Source organism: Janthinobacterium sp. GW823-FHT03B06, assembly GCF_058796955.1.
This window is the reverse complement of sequence record NZ_JBXAJE010000007.1, coordinates 39576-65017: the sequence shown is the minus strand read 5'-3', so window position 1 is coordinate 65017 and position 25442 is coordinate 39576. Positions and strand designations below refer to the sequence as shown.

General features: G+C 65.3%; 22 protein-coding genes and 1 pseudogene. 12 read left to right on the top strand and 11 right to left on the bottom strand.

What is annotated here, in order from left to right:
* Positions 1 to 119 precede the first annotated feature (119 nt).
* A complete protein-coding gene (gene norR, locus AC1RBA_RS21425) occupies positions 120 to 1676 on the top strand; it encodes a nitric oxide reductase transcriptional regulator NorR (protein ID WP_492419778.1) in 1557 nt (518 codons plus the stop codon).
* A gap of 14 nt (positions 1677 to 1690) precedes the next feature.
* Here norR and AC1RBA_RS21420 read toward each other — a convergent pair whose 3' ends face one another.
* Both AC1RBA_RS21420 and AC1RBA_RS21415 read right to left on the bottom strand, forming a co-directional pair.
* Positions 1691 to 2032: a c-type cytochrome gene (locus AC1RBA_RS21420; protein WP_099410807.1), complete on the bottom strand. Its 342-nt coding sequence runs from the start codon at positions 2030 to 2032 to the stop codon at positions 1691 to 1693.
* A 14-nt stretch (positions 2033 to 2046) separates the two neighbouring features.
* Complete coding sequence (locus AC1RBA_RS21415) at positions 2047 to 2376, bottom strand: c-type cytochrome (RefSeq protein WP_046684254.1); 330 nt, start codon at positions 2374 to 2376, stop codon at positions 2047 to 2049.
* A 233-nt stretch (positions 2377 to 2609) separates the two neighbouring features.
* On the opposite strand from AC1RBA_RS21415, the gene AC1RBA_RS21410 reads away from it, so the two are divergent.
* The 8 genes and pseudogenes from AC1RBA_RS21410 to AC1RBA_RS21375 all read left to right on the top strand — a co-directional run bounded on the left by AC1RBA_RS21410 (position 2610) and on the right by AC1RBA_RS21375 (position 12032).
* The gene (locus tag AC1RBA_RS21410; protein WP_070218604.1) at positions 2610 to 3479 is read left to right on the top strand and encodes an AAA family ATPase; all 870 of its coding nucleotides are present in this window, start codon (positions 2610 to 2612) and stop codon (positions 3477 to 3479) included.
* Between the two features lie 9 nt (positions 3480 to 3488).
* Positions 3489 to 4127, top strand: coding sequence for a GNAT family N-acetyltransferase (locus AC1RBA_RS21405; protein ID WP_070218605.1), 639 nt, complete (start codon positions 3489 to 3491; stop codon positions 4125 to 4127).
* Positions 4121 to 5290, top strand: a complete 1170-nt coding sequence (locus tag AC1RBA_RS21400) for a vWA domain-containing protein (RefSeq protein ID WP_070218606.1) — start codon at positions 4121 to 4123, stop codon at positions 5288 to 5290. The genes AC1RBA_RS21405 and AC1RBA_RS21400 overlap by 7 nt, the downstream gene beginning before the upstream one ends.
* A 313-nt stretch (positions 5291 to 5603) precedes the next feature.
* The gene (locus AC1RBA_RS21395) at positions 5604 to 6791 is read left to right on the top strand and encodes a cation:proton antiporter (protein ID WP_070218615.1); all 1188 of its coding nucleotides are present in this window, start codon (positions 5604 to 5606) and stop codon (positions 6789 to 6791) included.
* Positions 6792 to 7922, top strand: a complete 1131-nt coding sequence (locus AC1RBA_RS21390; protein WP_034780287.1) for a YbdK family carboxylate-amine ligase — start codon at positions 6792 to 6794, stop codon at positions 7920 to 7922. It begins immediately after the preceding gene.
* Between the two features lie 226 nt (positions 7923 to 8148).
* Positions 8149 to 8631 (top strand): annotated as a pseudogene (locus AC1RBA_RS21385) (sigma-70 family RNA polymerase sigma factor); the annotation flags it as partial.
* A gap of 27 nt (positions 8632 to 8658) precedes the next feature.
* Positions 8659 to 9465 carry a FecR family protein gene (locus AC1RBA_RS21380; protein WP_492419902.1) on the top strand — a complete coding sequence of 269 codons (807 nt, stop codon included), beginning with the start codon at positions 8659 to 8661 and terminating at the stop codon, positions 9463 to 9465.
* A 95-nt stretch (positions 9466 to 9560) separates the two neighbouring features.
* Positions 9561 to 12032, top strand: a complete 2472-nt coding sequence (locus tag AC1RBA_RS21375) for a TonB-dependent siderophore receptor (RefSeq protein ID WP_492419777.1) — start codon at positions 9561 to 9563, stop codon at positions 12030 to 12032.
* On the opposite strand, the gene AC1RBA_RS21370 is transcribed toward AC1RBA_RS21375, so the two are convergent.
* Both AC1RBA_RS21370 and AC1RBA_RS21365 read right to left on the bottom strand, forming a co-directional pair.
* Positions 12029 to 13126 carry an alginate lyase family protein gene (locus AC1RBA_RS21370; RefSeq protein WP_492419776.1) on the bottom strand — a complete coding sequence of 366 codons (1098 nt, stop codon included), beginning with the start codon at positions 13124 to 13126 and terminating at the stop codon, positions 12029 to 12031. The two genes, AC1RBA_RS21375 and AC1RBA_RS21370, sit on opposite strands and share 4 nt — an antisense overlap.
* On the bottom strand, positions 13123 to 14124 hold the full coding sequence (locus AC1RBA_RS21365) for a gamma-glutamyl-gamma-aminobutyrate hydrolase family protein (protein ID WP_230502067.1): 1002 nt from the start codon (positions 14122 to 14124) through the stop codon (positions 13123 to 13125). Before AC1RBA_RS21365 ends, AC1RBA_RS21370 begins: the two co-directional genes overlap by 4 nt.
* 218 nt (positions 14125 to 14342) lie before the next feature.
* Between AC1RBA_RS21365 and AC1RBA_RS21360 the strand changes: the two genes are divergently transcribed.
* The 3 genes from AC1RBA_RS21360 to AC1RBA_RS21350 are packed head-to-tail and all read left to right on the top strand — an operon-like array spanning position 14343 to position 16205.
* A complete protein-coding gene (locus tag AC1RBA_RS21360) occupies positions 14343 to 14642 on the top strand; it encodes a hypothetical protein (RefSeq protein WP_244556192.1) in 300 nt (99 codons plus the stop codon).
* A complete protein-coding gene (dapA, locus tag AC1RBA_RS21355) occupies positions 14639 to 15676 on the top strand; it encodes a 4-hydroxy-tetrahydrodipicolinate synthase (RefSeq protein ID WP_492419775.1) in 1038 nt (345 codons plus the stop codon). Before AC1RBA_RS21360 ends, dapA begins: the two co-directional genes overlap by 4 nt.
* Positions 15677 to 15686: 10 nt before the next feature.
* Complete coding sequence (locus AC1RBA_RS21350) at positions 15687 to 16205, top strand: P-loop NTPase family protein (RefSeq protein ID WP_492419774.1); 519 nt, start codon at positions 15687 to 15689, stop codon at positions 16203 to 16205.
* Positions 16206 to 16290: 85 nt separating this feature from the next.
* Here the strand turns inward: AC1RBA_RS21350 and AC1RBA_RS21345 are convergent, their stop codons facing one another.
* From AC1RBA_RS21345 to kdpF, 7 genes are all read right to left on the bottom strand, one after another.
* Entirely contained in the window at positions 16291 to 17040 is a 750-nt protein-coding gene (locus tag AC1RBA_RS21345; protein WP_492419773.1) for a TorF family putative porin, read from the bottom strand.
* Between the two features lie 146 nt (positions 17041 to 17186).
* Positions 17187 to 17885 carry a two-component system response regulator KdpE gene (kdpE, locus tag AC1RBA_RS21340; protein WP_034746496.1) on the bottom strand — a complete coding sequence of 233 codons (699 nt, stop codon included), beginning with the start codon at positions 17883 to 17885 and terminating at the stop codon, positions 17187 to 17189.
* Positions 17882 to 20623 carry a DUF4118 domain-containing protein gene (locus AC1RBA_RS21335; RefSeq protein ID WP_492419772.1) on the bottom strand — a complete coding sequence of 914 codons (2742 nt, stop codon included), beginning with the start codon at positions 20621 to 20623 and terminating at the stop codon, positions 17882 to 17884. The genes kdpE and AC1RBA_RS21335 overlap by 4 nt, the downstream gene beginning before the upstream one ends.
* A gap of 185 nt (positions 20624 to 20808) precedes the next feature.
* Complete coding sequence (kdpC, locus tag AC1RBA_RS21330; protein ID WP_070288621.1) at positions 20809 to 21384, bottom strand: potassium-transporting ATPase subunit KdpC; 576 nt, start codon at positions 21382 to 21384, stop codon at positions 20809 to 20811.
* Between the two features lie 10 nt (positions 21385 to 21394).
* Positions 21395 to 23479, bottom strand: a complete 2085-nt coding sequence (gene kdpB / locus AC1RBA_RS21325; protein WP_070224295.1) for a potassium-transporting ATPase subunit KdpB — start codon at positions 23477 to 23479, stop codon at positions 21395 to 21397.
* A 9-nt stretch (positions 23480 to 23488) separates the two neighbouring features.
* A complete protein-coding gene (kdpA, locus tag AC1RBA_RS21320) occupies positions 23489 to 25294 on the bottom strand; it encodes a potassium-transporting ATPase subunit KdpA (protein ID WP_492419771.1) in 1806 nt (601 codons plus the stop codon).
* Entirely contained in the window at positions 25294 to 25383 is a 90-nt protein-coding gene (kdpF, locus tag AC1RBA_RS21315) for a K(+)-transporting ATPase subunit F (protein WP_034746483.1), read from the bottom strand. Before kdpF ends, kdpA begins: the two co-directional genes overlap by 1 nt.
* Between the last annotated feature and the right edge of the window lie 59 nt (positions 25384 to 25442).

The following is a 25442-nucleotide window of genomic DNA, read 5'->3' as shown; positions in this document are numbered from 1 at the left end:
GCACCCTTACCTAGGCAAACGGTGTGCCAGGAAAAACTTGTTTTAAATCAACGATTTGAAAAATGCAGGGTCGATATGACCCTTTTCAAGCGTGGTCCGTTGTACCCTGCATGGTACTTATGACCACCACCGCCATCCACCTGCTGCTGCTCACCGACCTGGTCGCCGACCTGCCCGTGGCCGTGCGCCTGCAGCGCCTCGTGGGCAGCCTGCGCGCGCACTTCGGCTGCGAGGCCGTGGCCTTGCTCAAGCTCGATGGCGAGCACCTGCGCCCCGTGGCGATGGCCGGCCTGGCCAGCGACGCGCTGGGACGCCGCTTCGCCGTCGCCGACCATCCGCGCCTGGCCGCCATCCTGCAGCGGCGCGGCGTGCTGTGCTTCCATCACGACAGCTCGCTGCCCGATCCCTACGACGGCCTGATCGCCGAGCGGGCCGGCGAACCGCTGCCCGTGCACGACTGCATGGGCATGGCGCTGGACCTGGAAGGCGAACGCTGGGGCGTGATCACGCTCGACGCGCTGCGGGTGGGCACCTTCGATACGCAAGCGCAGCGCGACCTGGGCGAGCTGGCCTGCGCCATCGAGGCGGCCGTGCGCGTCACGCGCCTGGAGACGGAAATCCGCGCCCTGCGCCTGTCGGGCGGCGCCATGCTGGCCGATGCGCAGGCCCCGCGCGAGGAACACGACTTCGTCGGCCAGAGCAGCGCCATCACGCATTTGCTGCACGAATTGCAGGTGGTCGCCGATTCCGAGCTGCCCGTGCTGCTGCTGGGAGAGACAGGCGTCGGCAAGGAATTGTGCGCGCACCGCCTGCACCGGCTGTCGCGCCGCGCCGGCAAGCCATTGATCCACGTCAATTGCGCGGCCTTGCCGGAATCGCTGGCCGAGAGCGAGTTGTTCGGCCATGTGCGCGGCGCGTTTTCCGGCGCCGTCAGCGACCGGCCCGGGCGTTTCGAGGCGGCCGAAGGGGGCACCCTGTTTCTCGATGAAGTGGGGGAATTGCCGCTGTCGATACAGGCCAAGCTGCTGCGCACCTTGCAAAATGGCGAAATCCAGCGCCTGGGCGCGGACCGGCCGCGCCGGGTCAACGTGCGCGTGATCGCCGCCACCAACCGCAGCCTGCGCGAACATGTGCGCGACGGCTCGTTCCGCGCCGATCTGTACCACCGTTTATCCGTCTATCCCGTGCCGATTCCGCCGCTGCGCGAGCGGGGCAACGACGTGCTGCTGCTGGCGGGCGGTTTCCTGGAACTGAACCGCGCGCGCCTGGGCTTGCGCAGCCTGCGCCTGTCGGCCGCGGCGGAAAACGCATTGTGCCACTACCGCTGGCCCGGCAACGTACGCGAACTGGAACATGTGATCAGCCGGGCCGCGCTGAAAGCCGTGATCCGCGGCGCGGACCGCAAAGAGATAGTAACGCTGGAAACGGATATGCTCGACCTCGATGCGCTGGAAGCGCCGGCCGGCGCGGACGCGCTGCCGCTGGCGCCAGCCGCGTGCGGCACGCCGGCGGCGCCGCTGCTATCGATGCATCAGATCGTCGAAGCGAGCCAGCGCCAGGCCATCCGGCAAGCGCTGGTGCTGCATCAGGATAACTGGGCCGCTGCCGCACGGCAGCTGGGACTCGACGCCAGCAATCTGCACAAGCTGGCGCGCCGGGTCGGACTGAAAGCCTGAACCGGCGTTACCGCTCAGCGGTGGGTCACCAGGGTGGTCGGCAAGCTGTGCAGGTAGGCGGCCAGGTCCTTGATGTCCTGGTTGCTCAGCGGTTTTACCTGGCCCGTCATGATGGCGTTGTTGCGGCCGTTGGCCTTGTCGCCCCGTTTATACGCCGTCAACGCGTGTTCCAGGTAATCCCTGTGCTGACCAGCCAGCTTCGGGTAGGACGGGTCGATGGGCGAACCGTAATCCTTGCCGTGGCAGGTGGCGCAGCTGTATTTTTCGGCCAGGGCCTTGCCCGTGTTGATATTGCCGGCGGCGCTGGCGGAAAACGAGACGGTGGCGCAAACGAGGGCGGCGAGTAGTGTTTTCATCATCTGGCTGGTCCTCAGTTCGGCTTGGCTTGTTGCGCATAGTACGCGGCGACATCGGCGATATCCTGGTCGGACAGGCTGCTGGCGATGCCCTTCATGCTGGGGTGCTTGCGGTCGCCCTTCTTGTAGGCTTGCAGCGCATTCTCGATATATTTTGCCGGCTGGCCGCCGATCATCGGCACCTGGAACACTTCGGGGAAGGTTGCCTTGTAACCGGGGATGCCGTGGCAGCCGATACACATTTCCACCTTGGCAGGGGCTGCCTTGGCGTTTCCTACAATGTCAGCCGCTGTGACGGCATTTGCTATGCCGGCAAGCACGAGAAGTGCAAATATTTTTTTCATAGTGGCAATGTGAACAAAGGTAATCGGAGAAACGCCAGTGCTGGTTTTTATTGATTTTATGTGTTGACAATTAAGGTTGACAATTAATCTGCTGCTTGCCGATTCTAGCCAAGATATTCTTGCAAGTCCACCTATAAAACCCGCATTGTCGGCAGGCAGGCACAGGCCGTCCGCGTGGCAGCGCGCCACAGTTCTGTTTATACTCACCATTTCCCTACTTTGGCAGACCGCTCATGCAAGCACAGCACACCCAGCAAGGCCAACGCTTCGAAGGTTCCGACAGCTATGTCGCCACCGCCGACCTGAAACTGGCCGTGAATGCGGCGCTGACCCTGCAACGCCCGCTGCTGATCAAGGGCGAACCGGGCACGGGCAAGACCATGCTGGCCGAGGAAGTGGCCGCCGCGCTGAACATGCCGCTGATGCAATGGCATATCAAATCGACCACCAAGGCGCAGCAGGGCCTGTACGAATACGACGCCGTATCGCGCCTGCGCGATTCGCAGCTGGGCGACGAGCGCGTGCGCGACATCCAGAACTATATCGTCAAGGGCGTGCTGTGGCAGGCGTTCACGGCGCCCGAACCGGTGGTGCTGCTGATCGACGAGATCGACAAGGCCGACATCGAATTCCCGAACGACCTGCTGCGCGAACTGGACCGCATGGAATTCTATGTGTATGAGACGCGCGAAATGGTCTCGGCGCGCCACCGACCGCTCGTCATCATCACCTCGAACAACGAGAAGGAATTGCCGGACGCCTTCCTGCGCCGCTGCTTCTTCCACTACATCAAATTCCCGGACAAGGACACGATGGAGCAGATCGTCGCCGTCCACTACCCGCACCTGAAACAGGAATTGCTGGCGCAGGCGCTGCAAACCTTCTATGAAGTGCGCGACGTGCCGGGCCTGAAGAAAAAGCCGTCGACGTCGGAATTCCTCGACTGGCTCAAGCTCCTGCTGGCCGAGGACATCCCAGCCGAAGCGCTGCGCAGCAAGGACAACAAGGCCGTCGTGCCGCCGCTGCACGGCGCGCTGCTGAAAAACGAGCAGGACGTGCACCTGTTCGAGCGCCTGATGTTCATGTCGCGCACCAACCGCTAAGGAGCGCCGGTGAACGATATCAGCCCGGACAAGGTCTTCGTCCCCCTGGAACTGCACGGCATCCGCCTCGAAGCGCTGGCGCCGCACCACGCGCCCGGCCTGCGCGCGGCAGCCATGGATGGGGAACTGTGGAATCTGCGCGTCACCTCCGTGCCCGAGCCGGACCAGGTGGACCAGTACATTTTCAAGGGCATCGAGATGCGCCCCACGCGCTTCGCCTTTGCCGTCATCGACGCGGCCAGCGGCGAGGTGCTCGGCACCACCAGCTATCACGACGTGGTGCCGGCCATCGGACGCCTGGAAATCGGCTACACCTGGTATGCGAAGCGCTGCCAGCGCAGCCACGTCAACACCACCTGCAAATTGCTGCTGCTGGCGCACGCCTTCGATAACCTCGGCTGCGCGCTGGTGGGCCTGCGCACCGACAATTTCAACCACGCCTCGCAGGCGGCCATCGAGCGCCTGGGCGCGAAAAAGGATGGCGTGCTGCGCCACCATGCGCTGCGCCGCGACGGCACCGTGCGCGACACCGTCATGTACAGCATCACGCGCGGAGAGTGGCCGGAAATTGCCGCCCACCTGCGCTACAAGCTGGCGCAGCGCCCCATCGCCGCTCTGCCCCGCGCGGGAGAGCGGGCGCCATGCTAATCGATTTCTTCTTCACGCTCAAGGATGCGAAGATTCCCGTCTCGATCAAGGAATTTCTGACCCTTCTTGAAGCGCTGCAAAAGAACGTCATCGACGCCTCGATGGACGATTTCTACTATCTGGCGCGTTTGACCCTGGTCAAGGATGAAGCCCATTTCGACAAGTTCGACCGCGCCTTTGGCCAGTACTTCAAGGGCGTCAGCGCGGCTTTCGACACGAACGCGGCGATTCCCCTCGACTGGCTGCTCAAACGCATGCAGCGCGAGCTTTCCGAGGAGCAGAAGGCGCAGCTGGAAAAATTCGGCTACGACAAGCTGATGGACCGCCTGAACGAGCTGCTGAAGGAACAGAAGGAGCGCCACGAGGGCGGCAGCAAGTGGATCGGCACGGGCGGCACCTCGCCGTTCGGCAATGGCGGCACGAATCCGGAAGGCATCCGCATCGGCGGCAAGGGCGGCAACCGCACGGCCGTGAAGGTGTGGGAAGCGCGCAGCTACAAGGATTATGACGGCGAGCGCGAACTGGGCACGCGCAACATCAAGGTGGCCTTGCGCCGCCTGCGCAAGTTCGCGCGCGAAGGCGCGGAAGATGAACTGGCGCTCGACGCCACCATCGCCGCCACGGCCAACAACGCGGGCTACCTCGACATCAGGATGCGGCCCGAGCGCAAGAACCGCATCAAGGTGCTGATGCTGCTCGACGTGGGCGGCAGCATGGACGACCATATCGAGCGCACCGAAGAACTGTTTTCGGCGGCGAAGACGGAATTCAAGAACATGGAATTCTTTTACTTCCATAACTGCGTCTACGACTATCTGTGGAAGAACAACCGGCGCCGCAATGCCGAGCGTTTTCCCACTTGGGACGTGCTGCGCAAATACCCGCCCGACACCAAGCTGATTTTCGTCGGCGACGCCACCATGAGCCCCTACGAAATCCTGCAGCCGGGCGGCAGCGTGGAATACAACAACGAGGAAGCGGGATCGGCGTGGCTGGCGCGCTTTACCCAGGCGTTCCCGAAATTCATCTGGCTCAACCCCGAAGCGGAAGGATTGTGGCAGTACCGCCAGTCGATCGGCGTGATGCGGCAGTTGATGAACAACCGCATGTTCCCCCTGTCGATCGATGGGCTGGAACGGGGCATGCGTCTGCTCAGTAAATAAAAGCACGCAACAAAAAGTCCATGGCGGCATGAGCCCGCCATGCCGTACACTGCGACACGGCACTACCGTGCGGAGCATCTCCGCCGCGGGCGGGTAGCATACGCCGGTACCAGCCCTGCCCCACCCTGCTGCATCCCGTGCGCGGCCGCCATGGTCGCGACACTGTTCGATTGCGCACATCGTGCGCGCCTTCTGCTCCGGTAGAATCGGCGCATCGCTCTGCGCAAACTATGCACCACCGCTGCACCAAGACCTTGCCGCGCCAGCCCCCGTGCTGCCGGCCGGTGCCAGCGCCAATTTCAAAGGAATGAGCATGCAAAGTCTGATCTCGATCGCCGCCGACCTGTCCTGGCCGTTCGCCATTACCCTGGCCTGGGTGGTGGGCGAATTCGGCCACCGCTGGACTGGCCTGCCGCGCATCAGTTTTTACGGCGTGATCGGTTTCGTCCTCGCGCAGACGCAGGTAGGCATCCTGCCGCAGACGGACGCCGGCCCCATGCTGGTGCTGGCCGACGTGGCTTTCGGCCTGATCCTGTTCGAGGTCGGCTACCGCATCAACCTGCGCTGGCTGAAGAACAATCCGTGGATCGCCGTCACGGGCCTGGTCGAATCCCTGCTGACCTTTGCCGTCGTCTACTTCATCGGCATCGAATTCGGCAGCACCTCGATGACGGCGCTGCTGCTCGCATCACTGGCCATGTCCACCTCGCCGGCCACCATCATGCGCGTCATCAACGAGGAACGCAGCTCGGGCCAGGTCACGGAACGCATCGTCCACCTCACCGCCCTGAACTGCGTGCTGGCCGTCTTCACGTTCAACATCATCGTCGGCTTCTGGATGTTCCAGAGTTCCACCGACCTGATCGAGGCGAGCAGCAGCAGCGCCGCCGTGCTGGCCGCCTCCGTGGCCGCCGGCACCGTCTTCGGCATCGTCGTGCCGGCCATGCTGCGCCGCCTGGGCAACATGGCGCAGGACGCCACCGTGGCGTTCGCCCTGTCGGTGATGCTGCTCGTCGCCCTGACCTACACCACCAGCCTGTCGCCGCTGCTGGCCACCCTCACCTTCGGCCTGGTGGCGCGCCACCGCAGGGTCGCCTTCAGCCAGGCGCAGCGCAATTTCGGCGCCATGGGCGAGCTGCTGACGGTGCTGCTGTTCGTGTATGCCGCCTCCACCCTGGAATGGGCCAGCGTGACGGCCGGCGCAGGACTGGCCCTGGCCGTCGTCGGCGGACGATTGCTGACGAAGGTCGCCGGCGTGGCCGCGTTTTCGCATGTGAGCGGCATTTCCTGGCGCAAGGGCGTGCTGACGGGCGTGGCCCTGACGCCCGTCTCCGTCTTCATCATCCTGCTGCTCGAGCACGCGCGCCAGCACGGCGTGAACTTCGGCGACGAATTGAACGCCCTGGCCGCCATCACCCTGGGCCTGGAACTGATCGGCCCCGTGCTGGTGCAGCGCGTGCTGATGCTGGCCAAAGAAACCCACGAAATCAAGGAGCGCTAAATGCCGCTGGAACCTTTTGGCCAATCGGCCGCGCTGACCTTCGGCGTCGAACTCGAACTGCAACTGGTGAACCTGTCGGACTATGACTTGACGGCCGCCAGCCCCGACCTGCTGCATCTGCTGAATAAAAAGCCGTTCCCCGGCAACGTCACGCCGGAAATCACCGAAAGCATGATCGAGATTAACTCGAGCGTGCACACGCACCACGGCCCCCTGCTGGAGCAATTGCAGGAAATCCGCGACACCTTGATCACGGCCGGCGACAAGCTCAATATCGGCATCGCGGGCGGCGGCACGCACCCGTTCCAGCAATGGTCGTCGCAAAAGATCTTTTCCAAGCCCCGCTTCCAGGAGATTTCGGAACTGTACGGCTACCTGGCCAAGCAGTTCACCATCTTCGGCCAGCACGTGCACATCGGCTGCGCCTCGGGCGACGACGCCATGTTCCTGCTGCATTCGCTGAACCGCTACATCCCCCACTTCATCGCCCTGTCGGCTTCCTCGCCCTATGTGCAGGGCCGCGATACCCTGTTCGATTCCGCCCGTTTGAACTCCGTGTTCGCGTTTCCCATGAGCGGGCGCGCGCCGTTCACCCTCAGCTGGGATCAGTTCTCCAACGAGTATTTCGCCAAGATGGAGAACACGGGCATCATCAAGAGCATGAAGGATTTTTACTGGGATATCCGTCCCAAGCCGGAATTCGGCACCATCGAACTGCGCGTGTGCGACACGCCGCTGACGGTGGAGCGGGCCGCCGCGCTGGCCGCCTACCTGCAGGCGCTGTGCCGCTACCTGCTCGAACGCCGCGAAACCCCGCCCGTGGAAGACGATTACCTCGTATATAACTACAACCGCTTCCAGGCCTGCCGCTTCGGCCTCGATGGCGCCATCACGCATCCGAAAACCTACGAAACGATGTCGCTGCGCGAAGACATCATGACCACCCTGCGCAAGATGGAACCGCACGCCGAGGCGCTGGGCAGCACGCCGGCCCTGAAACACCTGTCGGACGTGGCCAAGCAGTGGAGCGACGCACAATACCTGCGCAAGCAGCACAGCCTGCAGGGCAGCGCCGAGGGCATGGTCGATTCGGCCATCCGCTGCTTCCGTGGCGAGCCCATGAACTATTGACGCTGCACAGCATGAAAACGTAGGTCGGATTAGCGGCGTAGCCGCGTAATCCGACAACATCGTTAGCGCCGGTGGTGGCGTCGGATTACGCGCTTGCGCGCTAATCCGACCTACCGTTCGTCAACCAAAAAACCACAGCGCGCCTGCCCGTCATTTACAGCCGCCGTCCCCGCTTGCTACAATGAGAATGATTCTTATTATTGTTTAAAAACGCAAGGGGAATGCGATGCCGCTGGCAAAGCCGCTACAACGCCAGGACATCGCGACACTGTATGCCGACCACCACGGCTGGCTGCAGGGCTGGCTGCGCAAAAAACTCGGCAGCACGGCGTGCGCGGCCGATGTGGCGCACGATACTTTCATGCGCCTGCTCGACCGCGAAGACGCCATCGCCGCGCGCGAGCCGCGCGCCTTTCTCGCCACCGTCGCCCAGCGCGTGCTGTTCAACCATTACCGCCGTCAGAAACTGGAACAGGCGTACCTCGACGTGCTGGCCCAGCTGCCGCCCCTGCATGCGCCCTCGCCCGAGGAGCGCGCGCTGCTGCTGGCCACCGTATTTGAACTGGACCGCATGCTCGACGGCCTGCCGCCTCCCGTCAAACGGGCTTTTTTACTGCGCCAGCTCGACGAACTGCCGCAGGAAGACATCGCGCACCGGCTCGGCATCTCGCTGGCGACAGTAAAACGCCATCTGCAGCGAGCCGGCAGCTCCACGCAGGCGTGGCAGCAGCTGCAAATGCAGCACGAGCACCTGCCGCCCGCGGCGCACGCGAGCCTGCTGCGCGCCTGCGTGCAGGCGAACGCGCCGCGCCGCCACGCCGTCAAGACGCTGGCCCTGCTGCTGGCTTGCGGCGCCTCGCTGTATGCATTCGAGCGCCGCAGCCCGTGGCGCAGCTGGACGGCCGACTACCGCACGGGCATCAACCAGCGCCGCGTCGTGACCTTGAACGATGGTACTCAGCTCACGCTCAACACCGGCAGCGCCGTGAATATCGCTTACGACGGCGCGCAGCGCCGCATCGACCTGCTGGCCGGCGAAATCTTCATCGCCACCGGCAAGGATGCGGCGCAGCGGCCGTTCTTCGTCGGCACGCCGCACGGCAGGCTGCAGGCGCTGGGCACGCGTTTCACCGTGCGCCTGCACGATGGTTATGCCAGCGCCGGCGTGCTCGAAGGGGCCGTCGCCGTGCTGGCCGGTGACGGCAGCCAGCGCCTGCTGCTGCGCCCCGGCGAAGGCGCCCATTTCGATAGTGACGGTTATCACCGCCAGGCGCTGGCGCCATACGGCGGCGCCTGGCTCGATGGCATGCTGGTGGCGCGCGACATGCGCCTGGCCGATTTCCTCGCCGAGCTGTCGCGCTACAGCGAGCAGCCGCTGGACTGCACGCCCGCCGTCGCCGGTTTGCGCGTGTCCGGCTCCTACCCGCTGGCCGACGTCGATGCCATCGTCGACGCCGTCAGCGCCAGCCTGCAATTGCGGCGCAATACCGTCACGCGCTTCTGGGGGCATCAGGTGGTGCGCATCGAACTGGCGGCCCGCTGAAAAATATTTTCTGCAAAGTGAGCTGTTTTACCGTGCTCGCGTGACCTGGAAGATAGGCAGTCTCCATCTTGCGCATCCACGAAAGGCTTTATTCCATGCACCACGCTTCGCGTTCCCTCCTTACCCGTACCGTTCTGGCCTGCGCCCTGGCGCAGATCGGCATGGCCCTGGCCCTGCCGACGCCAGCCCAGGCGCAAAGCCGGCAAGTACGCGCCTACAGCATTCCGGCCGGCGCGCTGGGCGACGTGCTGACGCGCTTCGGCAGCGACAGCGCCATCCTGCTGTCCTTCTCCAGCGATACCACGCAAGGCTTGCGCAGCGCCGGCCTGCAAGGCAGCTACAGCCTGCACGATGGCTTCCGCGTGCTGCTGGCCGGCAGCGGCCTGCAAGCCGTGCCGCAGGCGAATGGCGGCTACCTGCTGCAAAAGATCCCCGCCGGCGCGACTACTCCCACGGCGGACAGCCGCGGCATGGCCGTCATGAGCGGCGTCACCGTGGTGGCGTCGGCCGAGCGCAGCGCCGCCACCAGCGGCACGGCCAGCTATACGGGCGGCCCCGCCAGCGGCGCCACGGGCCTGGCCCTGACGCAGCGCGAAACGCCGCAGTCGCTGACCATCGTCACGCGCCAGCAGATGGATGACCAGAACAGCAACGCCGTCTCCGACGTCATGAAGAACGTCAATGGCGTGAGCGTGCAAAACTATGACAGCGACCGCTGGAGCTTTCAGGCGCGCGGCTTTGCCGTCACCAATTTCCAGTACGACGGCGTCTCGGCCATCTATGACGGCGTCTACGACTGGGGCACGACCAACAGCGACATGGCCATCTACGACCGCATCGAAGTGCTGAAGGGCGCGACTGGCCTGATGAGCGGCTCGGGCGACCCGTCGGCCACCGTCAACATGGTGCGCAAGCGTCCCACTGCCAGCTTCGAGGGCGCGGCGACCCTGGGCGCGGGATCGTGGGACAATTACCGGGGCGAGGCCGATGTCTCCGGTCCCCTGAACGACAACCGCACGGTGCGCGGCCGCCTGGTCGGCGCCTATCAGGACAAACACTCCTACCTGGACCGCTACACGCAGCAAAAATCCGTCGCCTACGGCATCGTCGAGGCGGACCTGACACCCGTGACCCTGCTGACGGCCGGCTTCACGCACCAAGACTACAAGCCGCGCGGCTCGACCTGGACGGGCTTCCCCGTGCTGCTGGCCGACGGCTCGCGCACGGATTTCCCCACCGCGTGGAACCCGGCCACCGGCTGGAGCCGCCGCGACATGCAGAACACCACGCTGTTCTCGTCGCTCGAACACACGTTCGCCAACGCGTGGAAACTGACACTGAGCGCCAACCAGCTGCGCAGCAAGCATGACAGCGTGCTCGGTTCGGCCAGCGGCGGCAATCCCGACCCCGTCACGGGCGAAGGCGCCTATTTCTTCATGGGCAAATACAAGGGTGACCGCCGCCAGACCACCGTCAACGTCGACGCCAGCGGGCCGTTTACCGCCTTCGGCCGCCGCCATGAAGCGATGCTCGGCTATTCCCATTCGACGGCAAAGCAGGATGGCCCCGTCTACGAATCGGTCTATCCCCCCGTCGAAGGCAGCTATTTCGACTGGCGCGGCCAGTATGCGGAACCCGCATTTAGCCGTCTGGGCAACGACAACGACAGCACGCGCCAGAGCGGCCTGTATGGCGCCGTGCGCCTGCATCCGGCCGACGCGCTGTCCGTCATCGTCGGCGCGCGCGTGAGCAACTACAGGCAGGAGCAGGACCGCAGCTTCTTCGACCCCAAGACCGCGCGCATCACCTCGCGCATCGAGGAAAGCAACGTCATCACCCCGTATGCGGGCGTCGTGTATGACCTCGACAAGACGTATTCCCTCTTCGGCAGCTATACCAGCATCTTCGCTCCGCAAAGCAACCGCGATGTGAACCGCAACTTCCTCGCCCCCGTGCGCGGCAAGGGTATCGAGGCGGGCGTGAAAGCCGAATACCTCGATGGCAAGGTCAATGCCAGCGCGTCCCTGTTCCAGATCCGCCAGAGCAATGTGGCCAGCTCCGTGGGTGAAGTCAACGGCGAGGAAGCGTATCGAGCCATCGACGGCGTCACCAGCCGCGGCGTGGAAATGGAAGTGACGGGCGAAGTGATGCAGGATGTGAAGCTGAGCGCCGGCTATACCTACACCCACGTGCGCGACGCGGATGGCAAGGATGTCTTTTCCACCATGCTGCAAACCACGCAGCCTGCCCATTTGGTGCGCGTGCAAGGCTCGTGGCGCCTGCCGGCCAGCCTGGACAAGCTGACCGTCGGTGGCGGCATCAACTGGCAAAGCAGCTACTACGGCAATATCTGGAATCCCGCCATCAACGATTATTCGCGCATCAAGCAGGGCGGCTACGCGCTGGTCAACCTGATGGCGCGCTACGAGATCAGCAAGAACGTCACGGCCAGCCTGAACGTGAACAACCTGCTGGACAAGAAGTACTTCACGGGCCTGGGCCTGTTCCAGACGGGCTTTTACGGCGAACCGCGCAACGTGATGTTCACCGTGCGCACGAAGTTTTAACCAGCAAGTTTTAACTCACTGCCGTACAGCGCCAGCGCCCAGGCGGGCGGGCGCAATTCCAGCGCCAGGGACAGGTAAGCGGGATCGAAGCGCGCCGCCAGCAGATACACATTGGCGGCGCCCTTGGTCTCCCAGTTCCCCGTAAAGCCCTTTTCGCCGGCGGCCACGCGCTTGCGGTCGAAGGGCACGGCGCTTTTCGCGAACTCCTCGTGCGTCTTTTTGCCCTGCGCATACGGCGCCAGCCAGGCCAGCGCCTCGGCCAGGCGCCGCGCTTCCGGCGCGCCATACCAGTCGTCGCCATGCGCCTGCGCCATCAGGGCCGTCGTCAGCAGCGGCTCCAGGCTGTAGGTGGTGTAATGCAGGGCGTCGCGCTGCTCGAAGTCGAAGGGCACGCCGCCGGCGCCGATATTGCGCGGCACATGCGCCAGGAAGCGTTCCTTCGCCCGCGCGACCAGCAAGGCGTCGCCCGTGACATACGCGGCGGCCGTGCCGATCTTGATGCGGTGGCTGTGCCAGTTGTTGCGCGCCGTGGACGGGCCGCCCACCTTGACGGGATCGCTCAGATACCCGTGCGCCAGGGTGCGGCAAAACGCCTGCACCTGCTCGCGCTCGACGCCGTTCAAGCGCTCCTGTACCAAATCAAAACCCATCAGCAGGCTGGCCAGCTCCGTCTCGTCGACGGGGCTGAACGAGGGCTGATAGCTGCCGCTCCAGGCCAGCAGCAGCTGGCGCGCCGCCTCGAAATGCGGCATCTCGCCCGACAGCCGCCAGGCCAGCGCCTGCAAGCGCGCCTGGCGCCAGTCTTCCTGCGCCTGCTGGCTGGTCTCGCGCCCGCCCTCTCCCTTCAGCAAGCCGCCCGTGCGCACTTCCGCCATCAGGTGCACGGGCCGCGCCGCGTCCTTGCGCGCCGCCTTGACCACCTGTTCCGCGATGGCCGGCGCCACCCGCGCCTTGAGCGTGCGGGCGCGCGCGGCGGACGTCAGCGCAAACGTCAGCGCGCCCTCATGCGGGCGCGGCGCCGCGTGCAAGCCCGCCAGGGGCAGCGCCAGCAGGCCGGCCAGCACGGCGCGCCGGCGGATCAGATGCGTACTCAAAACCGCGTCTCCCGCGCCGCGCGCAAAAAGTTATCGAGGATGGGCGTGCAATCGAGCAGCTCGACGCCGCCCGCCGAATGGAATTCCGGGTGCCACTGCAAGCCCATGACGAAGCGGGCACGCTGGTAGCGGATGGCCTCGACGATGTTGTCCCCTTGCGAATAGGCTTCCACAGTGACGTCGCGCCCCAGGTCCTTGACCGACTGGTGGTGGATGGAATTGACGAGCGCCTCGCCCGCCTTCGGAAACATGCCCGCCAGGGACGAGCCTTTCGGGAAGACGATGGTGTGGCGGTGGCGGTCATACAGGTCGTTGACGTGGGAGGCCGCACCTTCCACGTCCGAGGCGATGTCCTGGTACAGGGTGCCGCCAAAGCCCACGTTGATCAGTTGACAGCCGCGGCAAATGCCCAGCACGGGTTTGCCCGCGTCGACGAATTCATGCAGCAGTTCCAGCTCGTACAGGTCACGCGCGCGGTCGCCGTTCCATTCGGGCCGCGTGGCTGCCTCGGAATACGTCTGCGGCGAGACGTCGGCGCCGCCCTGCAGCACCAGACCGTCCAGATGGCGCGCATAGTGGCGCAGGGTGATATTGCTCGGGTGTAGCTGGCCGCTGGTATTGACCGTCGGGATCATGAACACCAGCACGTCGCGCGACATGACCCACTGGGCAATCGACTCTTCCAGGTATTGCAGGTTCTTGCTGCGCAGGCCAGTGGCGCCCGGCTCCGGGTGGAAAATGCGCGCCGAGATGCCGATGCGCAGGGTGCGCCGCATGAAATCGCGGCTGGCCTTGTCGCGCATGGAACGGTAGCGCGACGAGATCACCCGCCAGGCCAGCGCCAGCGGCGTGTCGTTATCCTTCAAATAGCGGGGGGCGGCGTCGCGCGCGCGGTGCTCATCATCGGGCGCCCGGCGGCCTACCCGGTCGGGCCGGGACGGCGCTGGCGCTGCGGGATCGGTGGATGGGGGCTGCTGGGGATCTTTTTCGTCTGACATGGCGGGGCTGACTGAAAGCGGAGACGTTTTCAATATAAACCCCCTCCCCCGAAAGCACGATTCAATTTTGTAACAAAAGCCCACGCGCGGGGCCTCTGCGCAACACACTCACGCCGCCTGCATACAGCCCGTTTACGCCGGGGGCCCCGCTTTTTAGAGAATCTTTACGCCCCCGCTGCTAATCTTGAACGTACCTCAACCACCGCTGCAAAGCCACCATGGAACCCCATTCACGCCTGCCATCGCATCAAGCACTGCCCCACCGCCACCCCCGCCTGCCCACCTTCCTCATGCACATCACGGTCGACAAAGCCTGCCTGGCCGAGCTGCGCCAACTGGTCGTCAGGACCTGCGGCGGCATGCTGTCGTTCATGCGCGTCGAAGCGGTCGATCATGCCGAGCGCATGAAGGTCTGGCTGTGCGTCACGGAACCGGCCCTGCGCCTGACCATGGATGCCGTCATGCGCCTGCTGCCGGCGGCGGAATTTGGCCGCATCAGCCAGGGGAAATCGCTATGAACCAGTATTCCTGCGAACAGGCGATGTCGTCATCGCGCATCACCGCCCACTTCCAGGGCATCTGGGTGCCGATGGTCACGCCATTTTGCGACGGCGATGGCGACATCGACTTCGACGCGGCCCAGCAGCTCGCGTGCGAACTGGCCGCCAGCGGCGTCGATGGCCTGGTGGTATGCGGCACCACGGGCGAAGCGGCCATGCTGAGCGCCGCGGAACAGGGCATGCTGCTCGACAGCGTGCTCGAAGCCGTCGGCCCCCGCTTCCCCGTCGTCATGGGGATAGGCGGCAGCGATACGCGCAGCGTCGTCGCCACGGTGCAGCGCTACAACGACCATCCGCTGGCTGGCCTGCTGGTCTCGGCGCCAGCGTATGTGCGCCCTTCGCAGGACGGCATCGTGCGCCACTTCCAGGCCATCGCCGCCGCCACCGACCAGTCCATCGTGCTGTACAACGTGCCGGCCCGCACGGGCGTCAATATCGAACCGCAAACGGCGGCGCTGCTGGCGCGCGACTCGCACTTCGTCGCCATCAAGGAAGCGGGCGGCAAGCTGCAGCAACTGGGCGAACTGCTGCTCGACACGCGCCTGGACGTGCTGTGCGGCGACGATGCGCTGCTGCTGGCCAGCCTGTCCATGGGCGGCCACGGCGCCATGTCGGCCGCCGCGCAGGTGCGCCCCGACCTGTATGCGCAGCTGTACCACCTCGTCAGGCAGGGCCGCCACGGCGCCGCCGGCGCCCTGTTCAAGACCATGCTGCCCGTCATCCGCCTGCTGTTTGCCGAACCGAATCCCGCTCCCGTGAAGGCCGCGCTGGCCATGCAGGGCAAGGTACGCGACGCATTGCGCCTGCCGATGACGCCCATGTCGGCCACCGGCCAGGCCGCCCTGGCCGAAGCGCTGGAGCCTCTGATGGAACTGCCCGCATGGACCGCGAGCGACAGGGATGCGCCGCGCGAAGGCTGTCTGCTGCAGCTGGTTTCCCCCGCCAACATCATGCCAGCCGTGCGCCAAGATGATCATCGCCATCACGGATGAACGCGGGGGCATGGAGAAATCCATCCTGGCCGGACGGCTGGCCGCCTCGCGCGCGCTGGCCGGCCGCAAGGTGCTGCTGCTCGATGCCGATCCGCGTCAGGGCGCCATGGCGCAAGCCAGGAACCTGCACGACGGCGCCATGCACGGCAGCCTGACGCGGCCGCGCCTGATGGCGCGCGCCATCAGCGCCAAGGGCTTGCAGCCAGAGCTCGAGCACCTGGTGCACTGCTACCACGACATCGTCATCGACAGCGAAGGCCGCGACTCCATGGGCAGCCGTTCGGCCCTGATCGCCGCGCGCGTGCTGGTGGTGCCGCTAGCCGGCGTCGTCGACGCCGGCGCGCAGGCGGGCCTGGCGCGCCGCATCGCGCACGCGCGCAGCGTCAATCCCGGCCTGCGCGTCCTGCTGACAACGGACTCGCAGGCGGCGCCCGCCCATGCCCTGGCCGCGCAGATTCCAGACGCCCGCGTGGTCGGCCTGGGGCAGCTGTATTGCGCCGTCTTCGACAACCATCACCGCGCAGCATAGCTCTCGACAGCTGGGGTCAGACCCGACGGGTCTGACCCCGTGGCGCAAAAAAGGCGGCGCATGCGCCGCCTCTCCCTTCCGTCAATTAAAACGTCTTGCTGACCGTCAGCTGCAGCGCCGTCTTGCCCATGAATTTGCCATTCACGGGCGAGGCATACGCCGACTTGCCCGCGTTCGTGCCGATCACGGCCAGCGCGCCCGAAACAAAGCCGAAGTCGCGCGTGACGCCCACTTTCCAGTCCGTGTAGCTCGATGCATCATTGTTTTTCACTTTCTGGTGGCCCGCATGCAGGTTGCCGGTCCAGCCGTTCGTCAGGTCGATCGTCGCGCCGATATCGAGGTAGCCGCTGTTCTTGCTGTTGACGATGCCGAACAGGTTCGAGACGGCGTGCGAATATTTGATATAGGCGGGGCCATACGACAGCTGGCCGTAGACTTCCTGCGTGTCCGCGTCGGCCAGGCCGGCGACGTGCTTCAAGCCGTTGTCCGCGTACACATAGGCGAGCAAGCCCACGTCATAGCCGACATCGCCGCCCAACTGGCCGCGCTTGCCCGCATACAGATCGACTTCCACGTCGCCGCTGCCGCCCGCATCCTTGGTCCACTTGATGGTGGAAGCCCAGGCGCCCGCATACAGGCCCGTCGGGTTATTGACGTAATCCACGCCGCCCTGCAGCGCGGGCTTCAGGCGCGTCTGCGAGATGCCCCGGTAACGGTAGTCGGACACGCCGGCCACGTTGAAACTGACTTCATTGTCGGGCTTGGCCTCTTCCGCGTGGGCAAGGCTGCCGGTAAAGGCGGTCGCGACGGCAAGTGCAAGTAGCATTTTATTCATGGTTTTTTCTTCTTCATGGGTGGTATGGGCCTTTGCCAACATGGCGCAGCTGGCCCGCCGCTGCAAAAATTCGCTGCAAAAATTTAAAGTAAAGCGTCCCCCCGGCGCGCGCGGCGCCTGTTTTCCAACAGGGGAAATAACAGGTGTTAGAGCGGCAGCAGCAAGCGGTAACCGACAGCCGTTTCCGTCAGCAGGTACTGCGGCTGGGCCGGATCGGCTTCCAGCTTCTGGCGCAGATGGCCCATGTAGATGCGCAGGTAATGGCCGTTTTCGCTGTTCGACGGTCCCCACACTTCGCGCAGCAGCTGCGGATTGGTGACCACCCTGCCCGCATTCTTCACGAGCACCGACAGCAGGCGGAACTCCGTCGGCGTCATGTGCACCAGCTGCTTGTTGCGCGTCACCAGCCGGTCCTTCAGGTCGACGCGCACGTCGCCGAACTGCACCACGCCATCATCGCTGGCGGCGGGCTGGCGCTGGCGGCGCAAGGTGGCGCGCACACGGGCCAACAGCTCGCCCACGCCGAACGGCTTGGTCAGGTAGTCGTCGGCGCCCGCATCGAGCGCGCGGATCTTGTCCTGCTCGTCGACACGCGCCGACAGCACGATGATGGGCACGGCCGACCATTTGCGGATGTCGGCGATGAAGTCGATGCCGTCGCCGTCGGGCAGCCCCAGGTCCAGCACGATCAGATCGGGCCGGCGCGTGCCCGCGTCGATCAGGCCCCGCTGCATGGTGGCGGACTCGAAAATCTGCCAGCCCTCGTCTTCCAGCGCAGCGCGCACGAAGCGGCGAATTTGCGGTTCATCCTCGACCAGCAAGGCGGTGGCGGAAGGTTCGTTCATATTGGTTTTCCTGTTTCATGGTCGTTGGCGTCATCGAGCTCGATCTCCGGCGGCGCCGGCGGCGTGCCCAGCGGCAGGCTGAAGACGATGGCGGCGCCCTGCCCCGGCGTGTGGGGCTGCGCGTGGATGGTGCCGCCGTGGGCTTCGATGATGGCGCGGCAAATGGCCAGCCCCAGCCCGACGCCCGGCTTGTTCGATTCGCGCTCGCCGCGCGTGAATTTTTCAAAGATGGCTTCTTCGCGGCCGGGCGGCAGGCCCGGGCCATCGTCAAGCACCGTCACCTGCAGGAACTGGCCGTGCACGCCGGCGGCGACCGTGATGGTGCTGCCCGGCGGCGTGTACTTGGCCGCGTTTTCCAGCAGGTTGCACAGCACGCGCTCGATCAGCACGGCGTCGTAGCGCACCAGTGGCAGGTCCGGCGCCAGCTGCGTCTGCACGGCGTGCTGCTGCAATTGCGGACCGCTGGCGCGCAGCGCGCTGCCCACCACCTCTTCCAGCGCCTGCCATTGCAAATTCAGGCGCACCTGGCCGCTCTCGATGCGCGCCATGTCCAGCAGGTTCGCCACGAGGGCGCTCATGCGCACGGTTTCGGACTGCAGCGAGCGCGCCATGTCCAGCTGCGCGGGCGACAGCGCAGGCCGGGACAACGCCAGTGATTCGGCCAGGCCCACCAGCGACGTCAAGGGCGTGCGCAAGTCGTGCGACAGGGCCGCCAGCAGCGAATTGCGCAGCCGCTCCGATTCCATCTGCAGCAGCGCGCCCTGCGCCACGTCGATGTAGTGCACGCGTTCGAGGGCGATGGCCGCCAGCGCGGCAAAGGTATCGAGGTGCTGGCGCTGTTCCGGCACCAGCAGCCAGCGACCGCGCTGCGCGCCATCGAGCGGCAGCAGCGCCAGCACGCCCCGCGTGCGCATCGGCGCGATCAGCGGCAGGTAGAAAATGGGCGAAGCCGGCAAGGTATCGGTGCCCGTCCCCGCCGCCTGCGCATGGTCGAAGGCCCACTGCGCGATGCCGATATCGAGCGGTTCGCCGCCGTTCGCGGCCTGCAAGTTGCCCTCGTCATCGGGCAGCAGCAAGGTGGCGCGCGCGCGGAACGCCCGTTCGATGGCGCTTTTCGTGATGTCGAAAATCTGCTCCGTCTGCAGCACGCCGGACAATTCGCGCGAGAATTCGTATAAGGCGCGGGCGCGCGCTTCGCGGTGCGAGGCCACGCGCGCCTGGAAGCGCAGACCGGCCGTCAGGTGGCCCGTGATCAGACCCACGGCCAGCATCACGCCAAACGTGATCACATACTGGAAATCGCCCACGGCAAACGAGAAACGGGGCGGCACGAAGATGAAATCGAAGCAGGCCACGCCCACCAGGCTGGCCAATGCCGCCGGCCCGCGCCCCAGGCGCACGGCCAGCAGCACCACCGTCAGCAGGGACAGCATGGCGATGTTGGCCAGGTCCAGGTAGGGCTGCAGCGGGACCGACGCGAGGGCCGTGCCCAGGCTGGCGCCGGCGGCCAGGATGTAACGCCAGTGACGCGCGGGCCGGCGCGGCGTTTCCGCATCGTCGCCGCTTGCGCGCCGGGGCGCCGCATCGGCTGGCGGCAAGCCCACCTCGATCAAATCGATATCGGGCGCCAGGCTGGCCATGCGGGCGGCCGGCGGCGCCTGCCACAGGCGCGCCAGCGCACGGCCGCGGCCACGGCCCACGATGACTTTCGAGATATTCGCGCCGCGCGCATACTCGACCACGGCGCCGGCGATGTCGGCGGACGGCACAATGGCCGTGCGCGCGCCCAGGTCCTGCGCCAGTTTCAGCGTTTTCAGGATGCGTTCGCGCTGGCCCGCCGGCAGGCGCTGCAAGCGCGGCGTTTCCACGTACAGCGCGTGCCATTCCGCGTTCAGCTGGCTGGCCAGGCGCGCCGTGCTGCGGATCACGTGTTCGCCCCCCGCGTGCGGTCCCACGCAGGCCAGCAGCGCGGCACCCGTCTTCCATACGGGGTTGATCGATTTTTCAACGCGGTAGGCCTGCACGTCATCCTGGATCCGGTCCGCCGTGCGGCGCAAGGCCAGTTCGCGCAAGGCGATCAGGTTACCCTTGCGGAAAAAATGCTGCGATGCCCGTTCGGCCTGCTGCGGCTGATACACCTTGCCCTGCTTCAGGCGGCGCAGCAATTCATCGGCCGGGATATCGACCAGCACCACTTCATCGGCGCGGTCGAACACCGTGTCGGGCAGGGTCTCGGCCACGCGCACGCCCGTGATCCCGCCCACCACGTCGTTCAGACTTTCCAGGTGCTGCACGTTCACGGTCGACAGCACGTCGATGCCGGCCGCCAGCAATTCCTCGACATCCTGCCAGCGCTTCGGATGACGCGATCCGGCCACGTTCGAGTGGGCCAGTTCATCCATCAGTATCAGCGGCGGCGCGCGGCGCAGGGCCTCGTCCAGGTCGAACTCGTACAGGATCTTGCCCCGATACTCGATGGCTTTGAGCGGAAGCACGGGCAAGCCGTCCAGCTGGGCCGCCGTATCCTGGCGCCCATGCGTCTCCACCACGCCCACCAGCAAGTCCTGGCCGTCGGCCAGCAATTTGCGGGCGGCCGCCAGCATCGCGTAAGTCTTGCCGACGCCGGCCGAGGCGCCGAAATAGATGCGCAGCCGGCCGCGCGCGGCTTTCTGTTCCTGCGCCTGCACTTGCGCCAGCAGGGCATCAGGGTCGGGGCGTTGGCTGTCGTTGGGGAGCATGTTGTATTTTAATCTTCTTGGGCATTGTAGGTCGGATTAGCGCGTCCGAAGGGCGCGCGTAATCCGACAACATCGTTGGCCTGGCTGGGGCTATGGGTGATGTCGGCTTACGCTGCGCTAAGCCGACCTACGCCGACCTACGCCGATCCAGGCCAACGTTTGCCGACCTACGCACCGTTGCCAGCTTACTTTGCCATGGCATCCAACGCCAGATTCAGCTCCAGCACATTTACGCGCGGTTCGCCGAAAAAGCCGATATACGCGGTTTTCTGCACCTTGGCGATGGCGTTTTCCACCTGCGCCAGCGGCACGGCGCGCACGCGGGCCACGCGGGGCGCCTGGTACAGGGCGCCCGCCAGGCTGATTTCCGGGTCCAGGCCGCTGCTCGACGCCGTCACCAGGTCGACGGGGATCGGCTTGCGGTTGCCGGGATCGGCTGCCTGCAGGGCGGCGATGCGCGCCTTGACGGCGTCCACCAGGGCCGGATTGGTCGGCCCCTGGTTCGAGCCGCCCGAACCGGCGCCGTTATTGGCCATCGGCGCGGTGGCCGACGGCCGGCCCCAGAAATACTTGGGCGAGGTGAAGGACTGGCCGATCAGCATCGAGCCGACGGGCTTGCCCCCACGCTCGACGATGCTGCCGTTGACTTCATCGTTGAAGGCCAGCTGGCCGATACCGGCCGTGGCAAACGGATAGACGACGCCGCAGATCACGGTCAGCGCGGCAAACAGGACCAGGGCGGGACGGACGATAGTGCTCATGATGGTTCCTTTAGACTAAATTGAGGGCGGACAGCAGCATGTCGATCAGCTTGATCCCGATGAAGGGCAAAATAATCCCGCCCAGACCGTAGATCAGCAGGTTGCGGCGCAACAGGCTGGCCGCGCCGATAGCCCGGTACTGCACGCCTTTCAGCGCCAGCGGAATCAGCACGACGATGATCAGGGCATTGAAGATCACGGCCGACATGATGGCCGAGGCGGGACTGGCCAAATGCATGATGTCGAGCGCCTTCAATTGCGGATAAGTGCCCACGAAGGCGGCCGGGATGATGGCGAAGTACTTGGCGATGTCGTTCGAGATCGAGAACGTCGTCAGCGAACCGCGCGTCATCAGCATCTGCTTGCCGATTTCAACGATTTCCAGCAGCTTGGTCGGGTTCGAATCGAGGTCGACCATGTTGCCCGCCTCCTTCGCCGCCTGCGTGCCCGAGTTCATGGCCACGGCCACGTCGGCCTGGGCCAGCGCGGGCGCGTCGTTGGTGCCGTCGCCCGTCATCGCCACCAGGCGGCCTTCGGACTGGTAGCTGCGAATCAGTTTGAGCTTGTCTTCCGGCGTCGCTTCGGCGAGGAAATCGTCCACGCCCGCTTCGGCGGCAATCGCGGCCGCCGTCAGCTTGTTGTCGCCCGTGATCATGACGGTCTTGATGCCCATGCGGCGCAATTCCGCGAAGCGCTCCTTGATGCCGCCCTTGACGATATCCTTCAGTTCCACGGCGCCCATGACGCGGCCGTCGTCCACCACCACCAGCGGCGTGCTGCCGCGGCGCGCGATGTCGTCGACGGCGCGTCCCACCTCGGCCGGATACGGCTGGCCCAGCGCTTCCACATACTTTTTCATGGAATCGGCCGCGCCCTTGCGCAACTGGCGCACCTGCTGTTCGCCCGGGATATCCACGCCGCTCATGCGCGTCTGCGCCGTGAACGGGACGAAGGTGGCGTGCAGGCTGGCCATCTCGCGTTCGCGGATATTGAACTTCTGCTTGGCCAGCACGACGATGCTGCGCCCTTCCGGCGTTTCATCGGCCAGCGAGGCCAGCTGCGCCGCATCGGCCAGCTGCTGTTCCGTCACGCCGGGCGCCGGCACGAAGCTCGACGCCTGGCGGTTGCCCAGGGTGATGGTGCCCGTCTTATCGAGCAGCAGCACGTCCACGTCGCCGGCCGCTTCCACGGCGCGGCCCGAGGTGGCGATCACGTTGGCCTGCATCATGCGGCTCATGCCGGCCACGCCGATGGCCGACAGCAGGCCGCCGATGGTGGTCGGAATCAGACACACGAGCAGCGCGATCAGCACGGTGATCGTCACCGGCGTGCCGCTGCCGGCCGCCGCCACGGAAAACAGCGAGTACGGCAGCAAGGTCACGGTGACGATCAGGAACACGATCGACAGGGCCACCAATAAAATCGTCAGGGCGATCTCGTTCGGCGTCTTCTGGCGCTTGGCGCCTTCGACCATGGCGATCATGCGGTCGATGAAGGCTTCGCCCGGGTTGACGGAAACGCGCACCAGCAGCCAGTCCGACAGCACGCGGGTGCCGCCCGTGACGGCGGAAAAGTCGCCGCCCGATTCGCGGATGACGGGCGCCGATTCGCCCGTGATGGCGCTCTCGTCGACGGAGGCCACGCCGGCCGTCACTTCGCCGTCGGCGGGGATCACGTCGCCCGCCTCGACCAGCACCGTCATGCCCTTGCGCAGGTCGGTCGCCGGCGTGGGCAGCCAGGAGGTGCCGTACTTCGGCGTCTGCATTTTCTTCGCCATCACCGTCTGCTTGAGGGCGCGCAGCGAGGCCGCCTGGGCCTTGCTGCGGCCTTCGGCCAGCGCTTCGGCGAAGTTCGCGAACAGCACGGTAAACCACAGCCACACGGCGACGGCGACGATGAAGCCGAACGGCGCTTCACCCTGGCCACCGCTGATCCCGGCCTGGGTCGCCAGCAAGGTCGTGATGATGCTGCCGACATAGACGACGAACATCACGGGGCTGCGCCACTGCGTGCGGGGGTCGAGTTTTTTGAACGCATCGACGATGGCGGGGCCAATCAGTGCGGAATCGAACAAAGTCAGGCTTGTGCGTGACATGGTAGCCTCTTATTTGATGAAAAGTTGCAGGTGTTCGACGATCGGGCCCAGGGCCAGCGCGGGAACGTAATTCAATACACCAACCAGCACGACGACGCCGATCAGCAGGCCGATGAACATGGGGCCGTGCGTGGGCATGGTGCCGGCGTTGGCCGACAGGCGCTGCTTGGCCGCCAGCGAACCGGCCACCGCCAGCACGGGCACGATCACGCCGAAGCGGCCGAACCACATGGCGATCGCCAGCATCACGTTGTAGAACGGCGTGTTGGCGGACAGGCCCGCAAACGCGCTGCCGTTGTTGTTGGCCGCCGACGTGAAGGCGTACAGGATCTCGGAGAAACCGTGCGCGCCCGGATTGGCCACGCCGATCTTGCCCGGTTCGACCATCACGGCGATCGCCGTGCCCGTCAATACGAGGGCTGGCGTAATCAGGATGGCCAGCGACACCATCTTCATTTCATACGCCTGGATTTTCTTGCCCAGGTATTCAGGCGTGCGGCCTATCATCAGGCCGGCGATGAAGACGGCCAGGATGGCGAACATCAGCATGCCGTACAGGCCCGTGCCCACGCCGCCGAAGATCACTTCGCCGAACTGCATCAGCAGCAGCGGCACCATGCCGCCCAGGGGCATGTAGGAGTCGTGCATGGAATTGACGGCACCGCACGACGCGGCCGTCGTCACCGCCGCGAACAGGGTCGAGGAGCTGATGCCGAAGCGCGTTTCCTTGCCTTCCATATTGCCGCCCGATTGCAGGCTGCTGGCCTGCTGGTCCACGCCCAGCGATTGCAACGCCGGATTGGCTTGCTGCTCGGCGCTCATCACGCCGGCCGTCATGACGACAAAGATCAGGGTCATCGCGGCCAGCACGGCCCAGCCCTGGCGCATGTCGCCCACCATGCGGCCGAAGGTGAAGCACAGGCCGGCGGGAATGATGAAGATGGCCAGCATCTGCAGGAAGTTCGACAGCACGGTCGGGTTTTCGTACGGATGCGAGGAGTTGGCATTGAAGAAGCCGCCGCCATTCGTGCCCAGCAGCTTGATCGATTCCTGCGACGCGACGGGGCCCATGGCGATCGTCTGCGTCGCCGCCACTTGCGCTTCCATCACGGGTTTGCCGGCGGCGTCCAGCACGGGCTGGCCGTCGGCCGTCACCTTCGGCGTTTCATACGCCACGTGGTCGAGCAGGGTCACTTCCTTATAGGCGGAAAAATTCTGGATCATGCCTTCGCCCATGAAGACGACGGACAGGGCCAGGGACAGCGGCAGCAGGATGTACAGGGTCGAGCGCACCAGGTCGACCCAGAAATTGCCGATCGATTTGCCCGAGCGCGAGGCGAAGCCGCGCACCAGCGCGAAGATCACGGCGATGCCGGTGGCCGCCGAAAAGAAATTCTGGCAGGCCATGCCCAGCATCTGCGTCAGATAGCTCATGGTCTGTTCGCCGCCGTAGCCCTGCCAGTTGGTGTTGGCGACGAAGCTGACGGTGGTATTGAACGAGGAATCGGGGCTGACGGCGCCCAGGCCTTGGGGATTGAGGGGCAGGAAGCCCTGCAGGCGCTGCAGGCCGTAGACGAAGACGGCGCCCACCGTGTTAAACACGATCAGGGCGATGGCATAGCTTTTCCAGCCCATGGCCTTGTCGGCGGGCAGGCCGGACCAGCGGTACAGCAGGTTTTCCAGCTTTTGCAGCCAGCCCAGGCCGCGCACGGGGCCATCGCCGGCCACCCTGGCCATGTACAGGCCCAGCGGATAGCCGGCGGCCAGCAGCACGGCCAGGAAGGCCACCAACAACAGTATCGATTGCGTCGTCATCACAGTTCCTCCGCCTTCAGCAGCGCCACCAGCAAATACACGAGCAGGCCGGCCGAGACGACGGCGCCCAGCACATAAAACGCGTTCATTTGACGCTCCCTAATTTGTCGCAGGCGACGGCAAAGCCGGCCGCCACGACGAAAAACAC

Excerpts from the sequence above, each read along its gene's own strand:
- norR (WP_492419778.1), top strand. The coding sequence starts at position 120 with ATGACCACCACCGCCATCCACCTGCTGCTGCTCACCGACCTGGTCGCC.
- AC1RBA_RS21420 (WP_099410807.1), bottom strand. The coding sequence starts at position 2,032 with ATGAAAACACTACTCGCCGCCCTCGTTTGCGCCACCGTCTCGTTTTCC.
- AC1RBA_RS21415 (WP_046684254.1), bottom strand. The coding sequence starts at position 2,376 with ATGAAAAAAATATTTGCACTTCTCGTGCTTGCCGGCATAGCAAATGCC.
- AC1RBA_RS21410 (WP_070218604.1), top strand. The coding sequence starts at position 2,610 with ATGCAAGCACAGCACACCCAGCAAGGCCAACGCTTCGAAGGTTCCGAC.
- AC1RBA_RS21400 (WP_070218606.1), top strand. The coding sequence starts at position 4,121 with ATGCTAATCGATTTCTTCTTCACGCTCAAGGATGCGAAGATTCCCGTC.
- AC1RBA_RS21395 (WP_070218615.1), top strand. The coding sequence starts at position 5,604 with ATGCAAAGTCTGATCTCGATCGCCGCCGACCTGTCCTGGCCGTTCGCC.
- AC1RBA_RS21390 (WP_034780287.1), top strand. The coding sequence starts at position 6,792 with ATGCCGCTGGAACCTTTTGGCCAATCGGCCGCGCTGACCTTCGGCGTC.
- AC1RBA_RS21380 (WP_492419902.1), top strand. The coding sequence starts at position 8,659 with ATGCAGCACGAGCACCTGCCGCCCGCGGCGCACGCGAGCCTGCTGCGC.
- AC1RBA_RS21375 (WP_492419777.1), top strand. The coding sequence starts at position 9,561 with ATGCACCACGCTTCGCGTTCCCTCCTTACCCGTACCGTTCTGGCCTGC.
- AC1RBA_RS21365 (WP_230502067.1), bottom strand. The coding sequence starts at position 14,124 with ATGTCAGACGAAAAAGATCCCCAGCAGCCCCCATCCACCGATCCCGCA.
- AC1RBA_RS21360 (WP_244556192.1), top strand. The coding sequence starts at position 14,343 with ATGGAACCCCATTCACGCCTGCCATCGCATCAAGCACTGCCCCACCGC.
- dapA (WP_492419775.1), top strand. The coding sequence starts at position 14,639 with ATGAACCAGTATTCCTGCGAACAGGCGATGTCGTCATCGCGCATCACC.
- AC1RBA_RS21350 (WP_492419774.1), top strand. The coding sequence starts at position 15,687 with ATGGAGAAATCCATCCTGGCCGGACGGCTGGCCGCCTCGCGCGCGCTG.
- AC1RBA_RS21345 (WP_492419773.1), bottom strand. The coding sequence starts at position 17,040 with ATGAATAAAATGCTACTTGCACTTGCCGTCGCGACCGCCTTTACCGGC.
- kdpE (WP_034746496.1), bottom strand. The coding sequence starts at position 17,885 with ATGAACGAACCTTCCGCCACCGCCTTGCTGGTCGAGGATGAACCGCAA.
- AC1RBA_RS21335 (WP_492419772.1), bottom strand. The coding sequence starts at position 20,623 with ATGCTCCCCAACGACAGCCAACGCCCCGACCCTGATGCCCTGCTGGCG.
- kdpC (WP_070288621.1), bottom strand. The coding sequence starts at position 21,384 with ATGAGCACTATCGTCCGTCCCGCCCTGGTCCTGTTTGCCGCGCTGACC.
- kdpB (WP_070224295.1), bottom strand. The coding sequence starts at position 23,479 with ATGTCACGCACAAGCCTGACTTTGTTCGATTCCGCACTGATTGGCCCC.
- kdpA (WP_492419771.1), bottom strand. The coding sequence starts at position 25,294 with ATGACGACGCAATCGATACTGTTGTTGGTGGCCTTCCTGGCCGTGCTG.
- kdpF (WP_034746483.1), bottom strand. The coding sequence starts at position 25,383 with ATGAACGCGTTTTATGTGCTGGGCGCCGTCGTCTCGGCCGGCCTGCTC.